A 15,840-nucleotide genomic window follows, 5' to 3' on the forward strand; every position below is an offset into this window, starting at 1 on the left:
GTTACCCAGAAGCCACCATCGGCCCCAATTCGACCGCTTCGGCGTCCTCCGCATGGCCGGCATGACATAACCCTGTGGAATAGCAGAAATAATCGCATAGCCGTTTCGCCTCGGCCGCTGCGACATGAGGCCGCAATGAAGCACAGCAATCAAGCGTGGTTTTCACGAATTAATCAGCAGAAAACACCAACCTCCACATATAACAGCAATAAATAATCGATTTTTAACCAAGCCTTGCAAGTCACGACCTTGAAGCAATAGCTTTACACCATAAACCGAAGCCCGTGATGGGCAGACAAGTTGCTAGCTCAAGGATCGCCTGGGGAAACACCATGACCATGCTCAAGAACCCATCGAAAAAATATCGCGCCTTTCCGGCCATCGACATTCCGGATCGCACCTGGCCGTCCAAATCGATCACCCAGGCTCCGATCTGGCTGAGCTCCGATCTGCGCGATGGCAACCAGTCGTTGATCGAACCGATGGACGCCGGAAAGAAGATGCGCTTCTTCAAGACGCTGGTGCAGGTCGGCGTAAAGGAAATCGAGGTCGGCTTCCCCTCCGCATCGCAAACCGACTTCGACTTCGTCCGTGAATTGATCGAAGGCGGCCACATCCCCGATGACGTGACCATCCAGGTGCTCACCCAAGCCCGCGAAGATCTGATCACCCGCACCTTCGAATCGCTCAAGGGCGCCAAGAAAGCCATCGTTCACTACTACAACGCCACCGCGCCGAGCTTTCGCCGCATCGTCTTCAACCAAGACAAAGCCGGCGTCGTGGGAATCGCGGTCGGCGCCGCGCAGGTCATCAAGCGTCTGGCCGACGCCGCGCCGGAGACAGGCTGGCGCTTCGAGTATTCGCCAGAGGTTTTCAGCTCCACCGAGACCGATTTCGCCATCGAGGTGTGCAATGCGGTCATCGAAGTGTTCCAACCGACTCCGGCAAAAAAACTGATCCTCAACCTGCCGGCCACCGTCGAAGCGGCAACGCCGAACATCTACGCCGACCAGATCGAATACTTCGGCCGCCAGATCAACAAGCGCGACAGCGTGCTGATCAGCCTGCACACCCACAACGACCGCGGCACCGGCGTGGCCGCCACTGAGCTGGGCCTGATGGCCGGCGCCGATCGCGTCGAAGGCTGCCTGTTCGGCAACGGCGAGCGCACCGGCAACGTTGATCTGGTAACCGTGGCGCTGAACATGTATAGCCAGGGCGTCGACCCGCAGCTGGACTTCTCGGATATCGACGCGGTGCGCAAGGTCGTCGAGGAATGCAATCAGCTGCCGGTGCACCCGCGGCATCCCTACGTCGGCGATCTGGTCCACACCGCTTTCTCCGGCTCGCACCAGGATGCGATCCGCAAAGGCTTCAGCCAGCAGGATCCGAATGGCGTCTGGGAAGTGCCCTACCTGCCGATCGACCCGGCCGATATTGGCCGCAGCTACGAGGCGGTCATTCGCGTCAACAGCCAGTCCGGCAAGGGCGGCATCACCTATCTGCTGGAGCAGGAATACGGTATCAGCCTGCCACGCCGCATGCAGATCGAGTTCAGCCAGGTCGTACAGAAGGAAACTGATCGCCTCGGCCTGGAAATGAGCGCCAAGCAGATCTATGCGTTGCTCGAGGCCGAGTATCTGCAGGCCAGCACCCCCTACACGCTGAGGAGCCATCGCCTGCAGGAAGAGAACGGCACCAGCGCGGTGGATGTGGAAGTGGCCAGCGACGGCGAAATCATGCATTGGCGTGGCATCGGCAAGGGCCCGCTGGAAGCTCTGGTCGCCGGGTTGCCGGTCAAGCTGGAGATCATGGATTACCATGAGCACTCGATTGGCGCCGGCAGCAACGCCAGGGCCGCGGCTTACATCGAAGTGCGCCTGGACGGTGAACGCTCGCTGCACGGTATCGGTATCGACGAAAACATCACCACGGCCAGCATCCGCGCGTTGTTCAGCGCCTTGAACCGGGCACTGCGCGAAGCGACATCCAAAGCCGCCTGAGGTTGGACGGCGAGCCCGGGATGGGCTCGCCGTAAGCGTTTGCGCTCTTACGCGGACGCAACGGCTCCGCGAGCCCATCGCCATGAGCAGGGCGTATCCATGGCGGCAATCCCCGTTCCTGCAGGAACGCATCATTCATCAGCAGAATTGTGCAACCGCTCCGCGGCCATCGCCACTAGGATTGGCTTTTCCGTCCAGACTCTCAGTCCAAGGAGCCGCCATGAGCAATGCTATCGGTTATGCCGCCCACGATCCGAATACGCCGCTTGCCCCCTACTCTTTCTCACGCCGTGCCGTGGGACCTAACGACGTGCAGATCGCCATTCTCTACTGCGGCGTCTGTCATTCGGACCTGCATACCGCCCGCAACGAATGGAACAACACCCGGTACCCCGCCGTCCCAGGCCATGAAATCGTCGGGCGCGTTACGGCGGTGGGTGATTCGGTCGAGAACTTCAAGGTCGGCGATATCGCTGGCGTCGGCTGTCTGGTCGACAGCTGCCAGAGCTGCGCATCCTGCGGCGAAGGCCTTGAGCAGTACTGCGAGAATGGCTTTGTCGGCACCTATAACGGCCCGGCGTTCGGCGGCGGCGAGAACACTTACGGTGGTTATTCGGACAATATCGTGGTGGATCAGAAGTTCGTTCTGCGCATCTCCCATAGCGAAGACAAGCTTGCCGCCGTCGCGCCGCTGCTGTGTGCCGGCATCACCACCTATTCGCCGCTACGTCAGTGGAAGGTCGGTCCCGGCCAGAAAGTCGGCGTGGTCGGCCTCGGCGGCCTCGGCCACATGGCGGTGAAAATCGCCAACGCCATGGGCGCGCACGTGGTGCTTTTCACTACCTCGCCGGACAAGAAGGAAGACGCCTTGCGCCTCGGCGCCAGCGAAGTGGTGGTCTCGAAAAACAAGACGGAGATGGCTGCACATCTGAACAGCTTCGACTTCATTCTCAACACCGTCGCGGCCCCGCACGATCTCGACGCCTTCCTGTCTTTGCTCAAGCGCGACGCAACCATGACGCTGGTGGGTGCGCCGGCCTCACCTCACCCATCGCCCAACGTTTTCGGGCTGATCTTCAAGCGCCGCCGCTTGGCCGGCTCGTTGATCGGCGGTATTGCCGAGACCCAGGAAATGCTCGACTTCTGCGCCGAGCACGGCATCGTTTCGGACATTGAGTTGATCGACATCCAGGCGATCAACGAAGCCTACGAGCGCATGCTCAAGAGCGATGTGAAGTACCGTTTCGTTATCGACATGGCCTCGCTCAAATCCGCTTGAGGTTCCGCTGGCGCGCCCCACCGGGCGCACCAGTCACCGCCACCCGGATTCAAGTCGGCGCTTCCCTCTTCATCGCCGAGCCGCTAAGGTCGCCGGCTTCTGCTGAGGAGCCGACATGCGTTACCTAATCTTCGTCACCCTACTCTGGGCATACTCCTTCAACCTGATCGGTGCTTATCTGGCCGGCCAGGTGGACAGCTATTTTGCGGTGCTCACCCGCGTGGTCCTCGCCAGCCTGGTATTCCTCCCGCTGACCCGTTGGCGCGGCGTTGAGCCGCGCTTCATCGCGGGCGTGACGCTGGTTGGCGCGCTCCAGTTCGGAGTGACTTATCTGTGCCTGTACCTGAGCTTCAACGTGCTGAGCGTGGCCGAGGTGTTGTTGTTTACCGTGCTCACGCCGCTGCACGTGACGCTGATCGACGATGCGCTCAACCGCCGCTTCAATCCCTGGGCGCTGGTAGCGGCAGCGGTCGCCGTGCTTGGTGCCGGCCTGATCCGCTACGACGGCATTTCCAGCGATTTTCTCGGCGGGTTCCTGCTGATGCAGTTGGCCAACTTCACCTTCGCCGCCGGGCAGGTGGGCTACAAGCATCTGGCGCAGCGGTATCCGTCCGATATCCCGCTTCATCGGCGCTTCGGCTATTTCTTCCTCGGTGCAATGGTGATCGTGCTGCCGGCCTGGCTGCTGTTCGGCCATGCCGACAAGCTGCCGACCACCGCGAGCCAATGGGGCGTACTGGTATGGATGGGTGTGCTGGCGACCGCCCTCGGCCAATTCTGCTGGAACAAGGGCGCAACGTTGGTCGATGCCGGCACCTTGGCAGTGATGAACAACATGGCGGTTCCGGTCGGGTTAGTGCTCAATCTGCTGTTCTGGGGCACGGAAACCAATCTGCTACTGCTCGCCATCGGCGGGCTGATTATTCTCGCCTCGCTGTGGATCAATCGCCTGGGCCGTGAGCAGGCCCAATGACACTATGTAACTTACTGTTATATATAGATTTTATGGATTAGCAATTAAGATAGCGCACCCCGCATGGATGCGATTCTCAGTCAGTCGTCGAGAACCCCATGCGCCGTTACAGCTTGCTTCTGCTCGTCCTGTTTTTCTCATCAAACGTGCATGCCGATGCGCCACGTACCTTTCGCGAAGCGAAGAAGCTGGCCTGGCATATCTACGCCGAACGACCGGTGGACTTCTATTGTGGCTGCGCCTTCAAGGGCAAGCGCATCGATCTCGCCAGTTGCGGCTACGTCCCGCGTAAACAGCCCAAACGCGCCGCGCGCGTGGAGTGGGAGCACATCGTTCCCGCCTGGGTGATCGGCCACCAACGCCAATGCTGGCAACAGGGCGGGCGCAAACACTGCACTTCGAGTGACCCGGTGTTCAGCAAAGCCGAGGCCGATCTGCATAATCTCGTTCCGGTGGTCGGAGAGGTTAATGGCGATCGCAGCAATTACGGCTTCGGTATGCTTAGCGAGAAACCAAGCCAGTACGGCGCCTGCCCCTTCGTCGTGAACTTCAAGCAGCGCACCGCCATGCCACCGGAGTACAGCCGTGGCGCTATCGCGCGCACCTACCTGTATATGAGCGAACGCTACAGGCTGCGTCTGTCGAAACAGGACCGCCGTCTCTACGACATCTGGAATCGCCAGCATCCGGTCACCGAGTGGGAACGGTGGCGCAACCGCAGCGTCGCGTGCGTACAAGGCAATGCCAACCGCTATGTGGGCGGAGTGGACCTGAATCGCTGCGGCAAATCGCTTTCTCGTTTTGCCGCCGACTCGCACCGACGGGTCTGAGCGAGTTGCGCAACAGGAGGCCCTCTGGAACCCTGTGATGAGCGGTCACCGCTCGCTCGGATATATTGCGTGTCGCCGCGCATGCCCTGCATGCTGACAGCTTCCCTGGCCACCATGGCGACGCCCGATGCAGGACAAGACGCTCTACGCAACTCTGGCTCTAGCGGTTCTGCTGGCACTGCTCGCCTCAGGCATCGCCCCCTACGACCACGCGACCTGGCTGCTGGAAGTCGCGCCGGTGCTGATTGCGGCCCCTGTCCTGCTGCTCAGCTATCGGAATTTCCCGCTTACCCGCCTGCTCTACCTGGTGATTGCAATCCATGCGCTGATATTGATCCTCGGTGGCGCCTACACATACGCCCGGGTACCGCCAGGGTTCTGGGTACAGGAATGGTTCGATCTCAGCCGAAACCCCTACGACAAGCTCGGCCATTTCATACAAGGCGTGACACCTGCGCTGCTCGCACGGGAGATCCTGCTGCGCCGCCGCATGCTTGCGCCTGGAAAAATGCTTGGGTTTCTCGCGCTCTGCGTTGCACTGGCATTCAGTGCCTTCTACGAACTGATCGAATGGTGGGTAGCGCTGATGGCCGGACAAGGCGCGGAAGACTTCCTCGGCACCCAGGGCGACCCCTGGGATACCCAGTCGGACATGTTCATGGCACTGCTTGGCGCGCTGCTGTCGGTCTCCTGGCTTGCGCGTATTCAGGACCGCCAGATCGCCCGGCAGGGTCTACCGAGCCCGCGAGCTTAGCCGTCATGCTCTATCGCCTCGCTGCCGATGCGGTGCTGATCCTGCACCTCGGCTTTATCGTCTTCGTCTTGTTGGGTGGCTTGCTGGTGGCCTGGAAGCGCAGCCTGCTGTGGCTGCATCTGCCGGCGGTGGCCTGGGGCATTTTCGTCGAACTGACGGGGAGCCTGTGCCCACTCACCGAGTGGGAGAACCAGTTGCGACAGCTGGCCGGTGACGCCGGATACGAGACCAGCTTTGTCGAGCAGTATCTGCTGGCGCTGATCTATCCGAGCTGGCTGAGCGTGCCGGTGCAATACCTGCTCGCGGCCGTGGTGGTGCTCGCAAATCTAGTGATTTATGGCTGGCTGCTCGCGCGCTGGCGACGCAGGGCGGTGCCGCCAAGCGGATAACCGCAGCGTTCGGCTAGACCTTCAGCTCGAACGCGTCGCCGTCGTGATAGGCCGGGAACTTGCTGCGGAATGCGGCCAAGTCCAGGGCACGTAACGTGGTTCGGAACACGCCGTCAGCAGTGCCCGCTTCCAGCAACGGATCCCCCAGATAATCCAGCACCTGGCTATCGCCACTGTAGGGGTAACCCTTGCCGTCTTCGCCGACTCGATTCACAGCCGCGACATAGCAGAGGTTCTCGATCGCGCGTGCCGGCAGCAGGCGGTTCCAAGCGTCGCGCCGAGCAGCCGGCCAGTTGGCGGTGTAGAGCAGCAGATCGGTGTCGTGCGGATCACGACTCCACACAGGGAAGCGCAAGTCGTAACAGATCAAAGGCCGCACATGCCAGCCGTTGAGCTCGAACAAAGCCTGTTGCTCGCCCGCCGTGTAGTGCTTGTGCTCACCCGCCATGCGGAACAGATGACGCTTGTCGTAGTGCGATATCTCGCCGTTGGGCCGCGCCCAAAGCAGGCGGTTGCGGTGGCTGCCGTCTGCGGCCTCGATGATCACACTGCCGGTTATCACCGCATCCATACGCGCCGCCTGGTCGCGCATCCAGGCATAGGTCGGGCCCTCTTCAGGCTCGGCCAGCTCCGATGAGTTCATCGAGAAGGCGGTGGTGAACATTTCCGGTAAAACGATCAGGTTGGCCCCACGCGCCTGTTCGAGCAAGCCGAAAAACCGCTCGCGGTTAGAGGCGGCGTCCTGCCAGACGAGGTGGGTCTGGATCAGGGCCAGTTCGAGGTCGGGCAAATCGTTCAGATCGCGCATAGCCGTTCCGCTGCCTGGCGCAGCGTCTCCTCTCGTTTGGCGAAGCAGAAGCGAACCAGTCGCGATTCTGCCGGAGGCTTTTGGTAAAAGACCGAAATTGGGATGCTGGCCACACCGTGCTCACGGGTCAGCCATTCGGACATGGCGACATCGTCGAGATCCGGTCGAATCGCCGAATAGTCGGCCAGCTGGAAATAGGTGCCCGCCGCTCGGCGGAAGCCGAAACGCGAGTCGGCCAGCAGGTCGCAGAACAGATCGCGCTTGGCCTGGTAGAACCCCGGCAACTCGCTGAGGTGTTCCGGATGCGCCGCCATGAAATCAGCCAGCGCCCACTGCAACGGCGTAACGCCGGTGAAGCTGACGTACTGGTGGACCTTTCGCAGTTCGCTGCTGAGTGCGGCAGGCGCCACCACATAGCCGGTTTTCCAACCAGTGACGTGGTAGGTCTTGCCGAAGGAACTGATGACGAAGGCGCGTTGATAGAGCTCTTCATGGCGCAACACACTGGCATGCTCGTGGCCGTCGAAAACCAGATGCTCGTACACTTCGTCGCTGAGCAAATAGATGTCCCGCTCGCGGATCAGATCGGCCAGCCGATCGAGGTCTGCCAGGTCGATCAGTGCGCCACTGGGATTGTGCGGCGTGTTCAGCACGATCAAACGGGTACGCGGCGTAAGCGCATCGGCAAGTTTCTGCCAGTCGATGGTGAAATCCGGCAGGCTCAACGATTGGTGGATGCAGACCCCACCGGCAAGCTCCACGGCCGGCTCGTAGCTGTCGTAGCAGGGATCGAAGACGATCACCTCATCGCCTGGACGAATGACCGCGTGGATCGCACAGAAGATGGCCTGCGTGGCGCCGGGGGTGATGGTAACTTCGGCGTCGGCGCTGACCTGACGGCCGTAGAGTGATGCCACCTTGATCGCAACCTGCTCTCGCAGGGCCGGCAGGCCGGTCATGGGCGCGTACTGGTTGTGCCCGGCCATGACATGGCGGGCGACGGCTTCACGCAACGCATCAGGACCGTCGAAGTCCGGAAAGCCCTGGGACAGGTTCAGCGCGCCGGTCTGAGCCGCCAGCTGCGACATGGTGGTGAAAATTGTGGTGCCTACATTGGGCAGTTTGCTGATGATCATGGATTCGCTCGAGCTGGAAGCTGGAAGTAATAAGCCGGAAGCACGGATACTTCCAGCTCACGGCTTCCAACTTGAGGCTATCGTTTGTCGCGGCGCTTCTTCTCGGCCTTCTTATGGTGGGACATTAGGCGGCGCTTCTTGTTGACCTGACGGTCGGTGAGGGTGTTCTTCTTGCCCTCGTAGGGGTTCTCGCCACCTTTGTACTCGATGCGGATAGGCGTACCGACCAGCTTCAGCACACGCCGGTAGGTGTTCTCCAGATAGCGGGTATAAGACTTCGGAATCGAGTCGACCTGGTTGCCGTGAATCACGATCAGCGGCGGGTTGGCGCCGCCCAGGTGGGCATAGCGCAGCTTGATCCGGCGACTGGCGACCATCGGCGGCGCATGCTCGCGTACGGCGTCCTCGAGGATCTGCGTCAGGCGGCTGGTGGGCCAGCGGGTAACGGCCGAGGTGAACGAGGCCTGCACCGACTTGTACAGGTTGCCGACACCAGTGCCGTGCTTGGCTGAGATGAAATGAATGTCGGCAAACTCGACGAAGAACAGCCGGCGCTCCAGTTCGGTTTTCACATAGTCACGCTCGCTCGGCTCCATGCCGTCCCACTTGTTCAGCGCGATGACCAGTGCCCGACCGCTTTCCAGGACGAAACCGAGCAGGTTGAGATCATGCTCGACCACACCTTCACGAGCATCCATCACGAAGATCACTACGTTGGAGTCCTGGATGGCCTGCAGCGTCTTGACCACGGAAAACTTTTCCACCGCCTCAAAGATCTTGCCGCGGCGACGAACGCCGGCGGTGTCGATCAGGGTGTATTTTTCATCGTCGCGTTCGAACGGGATGTAGATGCTGTCGCGCGTGGTGCCGGCCTGATCATAGACGATGACCCGCTCCTCACCGAGCATGCGGTTAACCAGCGTCGACTTGCCAACGTTGGGGCGGCCAATAATGGCGATCTTGATGCCATCCTTTTCGCTCGGTCCGGGGATGCGCTTGAGCTCCTGCCCCTCGGCAACCACCTCGCCCTCTTCCATCTCGCCTTCTGTTTCGGTTGTCTCGGCGTTGTCCTTGGGAAAGGCACCGAGCGCCTGCTCCAGCATATGGCTGATACCGCGACCATGGGCGGCAGCGATCGGTAGGGCATCGCCAAGCCCCAACGGGCTGAACTCCGCTCGCGCGATGTCCGGATCGATGCTGTCGACCTTGTTCGCCACCAGGAAGTGGCGCTTGTTCATCTTGCGCAGGTGCTCGGCGATCATCTGATCGCCCGGGGTCATGCCGGCACGGGCATCGACCATGAACATCACCGCATCAGCTTCCTGCATCGCTTGCAGCGACTGCTCAGCCATCTTGGCGTCGATGCCTTCCTCGTCTCCAGTCAAACCACCGGTATCGATGACGATATAGGTGCGGCCCTGCCATTTGGCCTCGCCATACTGGCGATCACGGGTCAGACCGGCGTACTCCGCAACGATGGCGTCGCGACTCTTGGTGAGACGGTTAAAGAGGGTGGACTTGCCGACGTTCGGGCGGCCCACCAGGGCGATTACGGGAACCATTCGGCTCTCCACTGCGATATTTCAGAAAACACGAAGGCCGCTGCAAAGCAGCGGCCGAATATTAGCGCCCCGCCAAAGCGGAACGGCAGACAACTGAGATGAAGCCGTCAGTCCGCTTGGCGAATGGTCAACGCGACAAGCTTGCCGTCATTGCCATAAGCATAAAGCCAGTCACCCTCAACGACCGGACGGGCACGCACGCCGTCGCTGTCGATACGGGTCCGGGCAACGAAACGGCCGTCAACCTGACTCAGAAAGTGTAGATAACCCTCCTTGTCGCCGACTACCACGTAACTGGAAAACACCGCCGGAGCGGAAAGCTGACGGCGCAGCAGCGAGTCGTTGTTCCACAGCACTGAAGTGGACCGCTCATCGATGCCCATGACAGTGCCATCGGCCTGACTCACATAAACACTTCCGTAGCCAAGCGCAACACCGGTCGCCGTCGAAGCATCGCGCTGCCAGAGGATCCGACCGCTTTCCAGATCCAGCGCCGCAGCGCGGCCTTGGAAGGAGGCGACATACAAGGTGCCGCCGGAGAGCAGCAGCCCTCCATCGATATCGACGACGCGCTCGAGTTCGGAACGGCCTTGCGGAACGGCAACGCGCTGCTCCCAGATCGGCAGGCCACGGCTGGTATCCAGCGCGACGACCTTACCGCTGGAAAGACCAGCGATCGCCAGCTGATTGGTCAGCAGCGGTGCTCCGGTACCTCGCAGGGTGAGTACCGCCGGAGAGCTTTCATAGCTCCAGCGCTGCTCGCCAGTGTCGATTTCCAGTGCAATTACGCGGTCGTCCTGGGTTTGAACCACCACCACATCGCCGTTCACCGCAGGCGCGGCAAGGACCTCACTGCTAACCTGGCTGCGCCAGCGCTCTTCACCGGTCGAGACATCCAGCGCCAGCACTTCACCCCGTAGAGTGCCGACCAGTACTAATCCATAGCCTGCCCCAACAGCGCCGGAGATCGGTACGTCCAGATCGTTTTTCCAGTTGACCTTGCCGGTCGTGCGATCCATCGCAACCACCAACCCTTCAACGTCGGCAGCGAATATCTCGTTGCCGTAGACGACAGGCGCCAAAAGATTGTAGGTATCGCCCTGGCCTTCACCAATCGAGCGACTCCACTCCTTGTTCAACTGTATCTCGGCGTCGAACTTGACCAGCTCGGCGGGCTCGGGTTCTTTCTTGTCATTGCTGCTGCAACCAGCAGCCAGGACGGCCAGGGTCAGCAGTGCGGCAGTTTTCCAACGCATCAATTCACGCCTCTCCACGAGCCAGATCGTCCAGTTTCAACTGCAGGCCACCGATCGCGGCATCCTGCGAAAGCAGTTCTTTTGCCTTGGAATAGGCTGCATGAGCCTCATCAGGACGTCCCAGCTTGACCAACAGATCACCACGCAACTCTTCACGGCTGGCGCCGAACGCTTCGATCGCCTCGCCCTTGAGCAGTGCGAGTCCCTCTTCGGCCTTGTCCTGCGCCGCCAGGATGCGTGCGAGGCGCTGGCGTGCCAGCTCTTCAAGCGTCTTGTCGGCAGGCTTGTCCAACACACGCTGCAGCTCTGCCGTGGCCTCGTCGAGACGGCCGGTCTCCACCGCTACCTTGGCCACGAACAGGCTGCCGTACTGGGCGTAATGAGAACCGGAGAATTCTTTCTGCAGCAAATTGCCCAGACGCGAAACCTCCGCCGTGTCCACTCCGCCCTCTTCCAGCGCGGCATTGAGCAGCTGCTGGTAGATGGCTGAGGCGTTCTGCGCCTGATTGAGCTGGTGCTTCTGCCAGAACTGCCAACCAAACACCAACACCAGAGCGAGTGCGCCCCCGAGCAGCAAAGGCTTGCCGTTACGCTGCCACCACTCCTTGATTTGCGCCAGCTGTTCTTCTTCGGTACCCGAGGTCACACTGTCACTCCTTTCATTCGCTGAATTCAGACCTGTCCGATTACGCCAGACAGGCAGCCAGACGCTCGGGTAGAGCATCCCAGGCAATAGTTTGCTGCTCGCTGTCGTCGCGCAGCGGCTTGCAACCTACCACGCGCCCGGCCAGTTCGTCGTCACCCAGAATCAGCGCGAAACGGGCACCGCTCTTATCAGCTTTCTTGAACTGACTCTTGAAACTGCCGCCGCCGGCATTGACCAGTAGGCGAAGGCCAGGCAAGGCATCGCGAAGGCGCTCGGCCAACGCTAGCGCAGCCAACTCCGCCGATTCGCCAAATGCACAGACGAATGCGTGTGCCGGCTGGTTGAGTTCTTCCGGAACAAGCTCCAGGGTTTCCATAAGCAGCACCAGACGCTCAATCCCCATGGCAAAGCCCACGCCCGGCGTCGGCTTGCCGCCGAACTGACTGATCAGACCGTCGTATCGACCGCCTGCGCATACGGTACCTTGCGAACCCAGCTTGTCGGTGACCCACTCGAACACGGTGCGACCGTAGTAGTCCAGCCCGCGCACTAGCTTCGGGTTGATCTGATATGTGATTCCCGCCGCGTCGAGACGGGCCTTGAGGCCTTCGAAATGGGCGCGCGATTCGTCGTCCAGATAGTCATGCAGGGTTGGCGCATCGGCCAACAGCGCCTGAGTCTGGGCATTCTTGCTGTCCAGGATACGTAGAGGGTTGCTGGTCAGGCGTCGCTGACTGTCCTCGTCAAGCTGCTCGAAATGCTGTTGCAGATAAGCAACCAGGGCGTCCCGGTAGATAGCGCGTGCCTCGCTGGAACCCAGACTGTTCAGTTGCAGCGTAACCGCTTCAGCCAGGCCGAGCTTCTTCCACAGCCGGGCTGTCAGCACGATCAGCTCGGCATCGACATCCGGTCCTGGCTGGTTGAACACCTCGACCCCAATCTGATGGAACTGACGGTAGCGACCTTTCTGCGGTTTCTCGTAGCGGAACATGGGGCCGGCATACCAGAGCTTTTGCACCTGACCGCCCCCGGTCATGCCGTGCTCGAGCACCGCACGGACGCAACCCGCCGTACCCTCGGGACGTAGCGTCAGTGATTCCTCGTTACGGTCGAGGAAGGTGTACATCTCCTTGTCGACCACATCGGTCCCCTCGCCAATACCGCGGGCGAACAGATCGGTAAATTCCAAGATCGGCAAGCGGATCTCGCTGTAGCCATAGCTGTCGAGCAGCTGTGCGAAAGTGGTTTCCAGGTAGCGCCAAACTGGCGTTTGTGCCGGCAGAATATCGTTCATGCCACGAATGGCTTGCAGGGACTTGCTCAATTCAGTTCCTTAAATCAGCTGCGCACGATCAGCGCGGCGTCGGTCTCGACCTTCTCGGCAGCCTTGCGGCGAATCAGCTGCTCCAGCTCGTCGACCAGATTCTCGTTGTTCAGCTTCTGCGCCGGCTTGCCATCGATATAGATGAGGTTGTTGGGCGTGCCGCCGGTCAGGCCGATATGCGCTTCCTTCGCTTCCCCCGGGCCGTTGACGACGCAGCCGATCACCGCAACGTCCATCGGCACCAACAGATCGTCGAGCCGTCCTTCGAGCTCGTTCATGGTCTTGACCACGTCGAAGTTCTGCCGCGAGCAGCTGGGACAGGCGATGAAGTTGATGCCACGCGAGCGCAGGCGCAGCGATTTGAGGATATCGAAACCGACTTTGATTTCTTCCACCGGATCGGCCGCCAAGGAGATACGGATGGTATCGCCGATGCCTTCAGCCAGCAGCATGCCCAGCCCCACCGCGGACTTCACCGTCCCCGAGCGCAGGCCACCAGCTTCTGTAATACCCAGATGCAACGGTTGCTCGATCTTGTCCGCCAATAGCCGATACGCAGCCACCGCCATAAACACATCGGAGGCCTTAACGCTGACCTTGAAATCCGGGAAGTTCAGCCGGTCGAGGTGTTCAACATGACGCAATGCGGACTCGACAAGGGCTTCGGGCGTCGGCTCGCCGTATTTTTTCTGCAGATCCTTTTCCAGCGAGCCGGCATTGACGCCGATGCGGATCGGGATGCCCCGATCACGGGCCGCTTCGACTACAGCCCGTACGCGCTCCTCGCGCCCTATATTGCCCGGGTTGATGCGCAGGCAATCGACGCCGAGCTCGGCGACACGCAGAGCAATCTGATAGTCAAAATGAATGTCGGCTACCAGAGGTAATTCGACGCGTTGCTTGATCTTGCCGAACGCCTCGGCCGCTTCCATCGACGGCACCGACACCCGAACGATATCGGCACCGGCATTCTGCAGCCGCTGGATCTGGGCAACAGTCGCGTCGACGTCGCAGGTTTCGGTATTGGTCATGCTTTGTACGGCGATAGGCGCATCGCCGCCGACCGGTACGTTGCCAACCCAGATTTTTCGGGTATGGCGACGCTTGATGGGGGATTCACTATGCATATTACTGTCCGAGCTTGAAGCGCGCAGTTTCGCCACGCGTTTTGCCTGAAAGGCTGACGGCTTCGCCGTTGAAGCTGACCTGCACACCGGAAGCGAAGCCCAGATGAACGTCCAATGGAGCTTTTCCGACAAGAGTGCGACTGGTACCCGCTTTCCCCAAACCGCTGTAGAGCACCTTACCGTCAGAGTCGGTTACTCGGGTCCAGCAGTCCGCGGTGTAATCCAACGCGACGCGACCCTCTCCAGGCGCGACAGTCTCAGCATCGGCCATCGGAGCCGTGCGGGTGTCGGCCTCCGGAGCCGCAGTCGGTACTTCGCTAGAGGGTACGGCTTCGTCCTGTTCCGCAGACGCATCGATGGGAGATTCAGATGCCAGCTGCCCATCCGATGGCAACGCGTCGCCGATGAAATCCTGCGCGTCGTCGTCCGTGGTTGGAGGCGTCGAGTCGACTGGCTCGTCGGCGGCAAGCTCAGCGGGCTCGTCTGCCCGATCGAGCAGGTGAATCTCAGTGGTACCGTCTGCCGCCTCGACCTCGATTCGCTCCAGTGGCGAGACCGAGCGGTTCGCCTCGTTGCGGGTCGTGCGGTCCTGCCACCATAGGAACGCGCCTACTGCAATCGCCAGCGTCAGAATCAGCGTAAAAAAGCGCACCATGCTTCGCGAAAGACGCACGGGTTCGTCGATATGCCCGAGGCTGTTGACGCTGCTGCCGGTTGCGTCCGTACCGGTATGCTGGTCGAACTGCTGCACAAGACGATTCTGATCCAAGCCCAGCAACTTGGCATAGGCGCGCACGTAACCACGGGCAAATGTATGACCCGGCAGCTGACTGAAATCACCGGCTTCTATCTGACTGAGCGAGCGCTCCGACAGATTGAGCTGTTTAGCCACCGAAGAAAGCGACCAGTCCTTGCTCTCGCGCTCAGCACGGAGCGTTTCGCCTGGATTGGCAAGAGCCGTCGGGGCAGCGGCTTCGGAATGTGGCGCTATCATCGTTGCTCCGAAAGAAACTGTTGATATTCAGGCGTACCCGGATACAAACGCTTGAGCTGCAAGCCCAGGCTCGCCGCCTGATCCCGGTTCTGATGAATTTTCGCCAGACGAATGCCCAGCAGAAGACTGCGGGCATTCTGCTCGGAAAGACTGCTGAAGCTATCGTAGTAACGCTTTGCCGGGACATACTGCTTGTCCTCGTAAGCCATGATTGCCAGCTCAAGCAGAGCACGTGGCTGCCGGCTGTCGAGACGCAAAGCGCGGGTGAAATAGGTTTCGGCCTGCTCGCGCTGCCCGAGCTGCAGCGCAGTCATGCCCATGTTTTGAAAGACATGCGAGCGCCCGGAATAGAGGTTGTCTTCGGCTGCCTTTGCGAAGCGCTCCATGGCCTCCTGATAGCGCTTCTGCTCGAAGAGAAAACTGCCGTAGTTGTTCAGGATACGCGCATCGTTACGGCTGGATAGCGCCTTGCGGTAATGCTCGTCGGCCAGCTGGTTTTCCATCTCGTTCTGGAACACCAGCGCCAGCGCCGCGTGCGCATCCGCGCTGTTCGGGTCCAGCTCGAGCGCCTTGCGTAGCGGTGACTTGGCGCGGGTCGCCTCGCCTTGCTGCAAATAACCGATACCCAGCTGAATGTAGGCGTCTCGCGCTTCGTCGCGTCCTTCCGATGTGCGCATGGGATTGCCCGATCCGGAAGATACACAGCCAGCCATAAGGCCGGCGAGCAGAAACAGCAGCGCAACGCGCAAGATCATCAAC

The 15,840-nt window shown here is 60.6% G+C and carries 15 protein-coding genes; 6 read left to right on the plus strand and 9 right to left on the minus strand.

Annotation, left to right across the window (positions count from 1 at the left end; all coding sequences use genetic code 11):
• The first annotated feature begins 332 nt into the window (after positions 1–332).
• The 6 genes from leuA (at position 333) to CH92_RS15045 (ending at position 6,228) form a co-directional block, all read left to right on the plus strand.
• A complete protein-coding gene (gene leuA / locus CH92_RS15020; RefSeq protein WP_025242593.1) occupies positions 333–2,003 on the plus strand; it encodes a 2-isopropylmalate synthase in 1,671 nt (556 codons plus the stop codon).
• A 220-nt stretch (positions 2,004–2,223) separates the two neighbouring features.
• A complete protein-coding gene (locus tag CH92_RS15025) occupies positions 2,224–3,282 on the plus strand; it encodes an NAD(P)-dependent alcohol dehydrogenase (protein WP_025242594.1) in 1,059 nt (352 codons plus the stop codon).
• A gap of 115 nt (positions 3,283–3,397) precedes the next feature.
• Positions 3,398–4,255, plus strand: a complete 858-nt coding sequence (locus tag CH92_RS15030; protein ID WP_025242595.1) for a carboxylate/amino acid/amine transporter — start codon at positions 3,398–3,400, stop codon at positions 4,253–4,255.
• A gap of 98 nt (positions 4,256–4,353) precedes the next feature.
• Positions 4,354–5,085: an endonuclease gene (locus CH92_RS15035; RefSeq protein WP_025242596.1), complete on the plus strand. Its 732-nt coding sequence runs from the start codon at positions 4,354–4,356 to the stop codon at positions 5,083–5,085.
• 127 nt (positions 5,086–5,212) lie between these two features.
• Entirely contained in the window at positions 5,213–5,839 is a 627-nt protein-coding gene (locus tag CH92_RS15040; RefSeq protein WP_025242597.1) for a DUF2238 domain-containing protein, read from the plus strand.
• Positions 5,840–5,844: 5 nt separating this feature from the next.
• The gene (locus CH92_RS15045) at positions 5,845–6,228 is read left to right on the plus strand and encodes a DUF2784 domain-containing protein (RefSeq protein ID WP_025242598.1); all 384 of its coding nucleotides are present in this window, start codon (positions 5,845–5,847) and stop codon (positions 6,226–6,228) included.
• Between the two features lie 13 nt (positions 6,229–6,241).
• On the opposite strand, the gene CH92_RS15050 is transcribed toward CH92_RS15045, so the two are convergent.
• The 9 genes from CH92_RS15050 to pilW form a co-directional block, all read right to left on the minus strand.
• Complete coding sequence (locus CH92_RS15050) at positions 6,242–7,036, minus strand: amidohydrolase (RefSeq protein WP_025242599.1); 795 nt, start codon at positions 7,034–7,036, stop codon at positions 6,242–6,244.
• The gene (locus tag CH92_RS15055) at positions 7,024–8,172 is read right to left on the minus strand and encodes a pyridoxal phosphate-dependent aminotransferase (RefSeq protein WP_025242600.1); all 1,149 of its coding nucleotides are present in this window, start codon (positions 8,170–8,172) and stop codon (positions 7,024–7,026) included. Before CH92_RS15055 ends, CH92_RS15050 begins: the two co-directional genes overlap by 13 nt.
• 77 nt (positions 8,173–8,249) lie before the next feature.
• Positions 8,250–9,734: a ribosome biogenesis GTPase Der gene (der, locus tag CH92_RS15060; protein ID WP_025242601.1), complete on the minus strand. Its 1,485-nt coding sequence runs from the start codon at positions 9,732–9,734 to the stop codon at positions 8,250–8,252.
• 107 nt (positions 9,735–9,841) lie between these two features.
• Complete coding sequence (gene bamB, locus CH92_RS15065; protein WP_025242602.1) at positions 9,842–10,990, minus strand: outer membrane protein assembly factor BamB; 1,149 nt, start codon at positions 10,988–10,990, stop codon at positions 9,842–9,844.
• Between the two features lie 4 nt (positions 10,991–10,994).
• Positions 10,995–11,636, minus strand: coding sequence for a YfgM family protein (locus tag CH92_RS15070; RefSeq protein ID WP_025242603.1), 642 nt, complete (start codon positions 11,634–11,636; stop codon positions 10,995–10,997).
• Positions 11,637–11,676: 40 nt separating this feature from the next.
• The gene (gene hisS / locus CH92_RS15075) at positions 11,677–12,960 is read right to left on the minus strand and encodes a histidine--tRNA ligase (protein WP_025242604.1); all 1,284 of its coding nucleotides are present in this window, start codon (positions 12,958–12,960) and stop codon (positions 11,677–11,679) included.
• A gap of 14 nt (positions 12,961–12,974) precedes the next feature.
• Positions 12,975–14,087 (minus strand): flavodoxin-dependent (E)-4-hydroxy-3-methylbut-2-enyl-diphosphate synthase, encoded by a 1,113-nt coding sequence (ispG, locus tag CH92_RS15080; RefSeq protein WP_025242605.1) that lies wholly within the window; start codon positions 14,085–14,087, stop codon positions 12,975–12,977.
• A gap of 1 nt (position 14,088) precedes the next feature.
• Entirely contained in the window at positions 14,089–15,081 is a 993-nt protein-coding gene (locus CH92_RS15085; RefSeq protein WP_025242606.1) for a RodZ domain-containing protein, read from the minus strand.
• Positions 15,078–15,836 (minus strand): type IV pilus biogenesis/stability protein PilW, encoded by a 759-nt coding sequence (gene pilW, locus CH92_RS15090; protein WP_025242607.1) that lies wholly within the window; start codon positions 15,834–15,836, stop codon positions 15,078–15,080. Before pilW ends, CH92_RS15085 begins: the two co-directional genes overlap by 4 nt.
• Positions 15,837–15,840 lie beyond the last annotated feature (4 nt).

This window comes from Stutzerimonas stutzeri, from assembly GCF_000590475.1.
Lineage (GTDB): Bacteria > Pseudomonadota > Gammaproteobacteria > Pseudomonadales > Pseudomonadaceae > Stutzerimonas > Stutzerimonas stutzeri_D.

Bases quoted from the DNA above. Each gene is read 5' to 3' on its own strand.
- CH92_RS15050 (WP_025242599.1), bottom strand. From the start codon at position 7,036: ATGCGCGATCTGAACGATTTGCCCGACCTCGAACTGGCCCTGATCCAG.
- leuA (WP_025242593.1), top strand. From the start codon at position 333: ATGACCATGCTCAAGAACCCATCGAAAAAATATCGCGCCTTTCCGGCC.
- pilW (WP_025242607.1), bottom strand. From the start codon at position 15,836: ATGATCTTGCGCGTTGCGCTGCTGTTTCTGCTCGCCGGCCTTATGGCT.
- CH92_RS15085 (WP_025242606.1), bottom strand. From the start codon at position 15,081: ATGATAGCGCCACATTCCGAAGCCGCTGCCCCGACGGCTCTTGCCAAT.
- der (WP_025242601.1), bottom strand. From the start codon at position 9,734: ATGGTTCCCGTAATCGCCCTGGTGGGCCGCCCGAACGTCGGCAAGTCC.
- CH92_RS15025 (WP_025242594.1), top strand. From the start codon at position 2,224: ATGAGCAATGCTATCGGTTATGCCGCCCACGATCCGAATACGCCGCTT.
- CH92_RS15040 (WP_025242597.1), top strand. From the start codon at position 5,213: ATGCAGGACAAGACGCTCTACGCAACTCTGGCTCTAGCGGTTCTGCTG.
- bamB (WP_025242602.1), bottom strand. From the start codon at position 10,990: ATGCGTTGGAAAACTGCCGCACTGCTGACCCTGGCCGTCCTGGCTGCT.
- CH92_RS15035 (WP_025242596.1), top strand. From the start codon at position 4,354: ATGCGCCGTTACAGCTTGCTTCTGCTCGTCCTGTTTTTCTCATCAAAC.
- CH92_RS15045 (WP_025242598.1), top strand. From the start codon at position 5,845: ATGCTCTATCGCCTCGCTGCCGATGCGGTGCTGATCCTGCACCTCGGC.
- CH92_RS15055 (WP_025242600.1), bottom strand. From the start codon at position 8,172: ATGATCATCAGCAAACTGCCCAATGTAGGCACCACAATTTTCACCACC.
- ispG (WP_025242605.1), bottom strand. From the start codon at position 14,087: ATGCATAGTGAATCCCCCATCAAGCGTCGCCATACCCGAAAAATCTGG.
- CH92_RS15030 (WP_025242595.1), top strand. From the start codon at position 3,398: ATGCGTTACCTAATCTTCGTCACCCTACTCTGGGCATACTCCTTCAAC.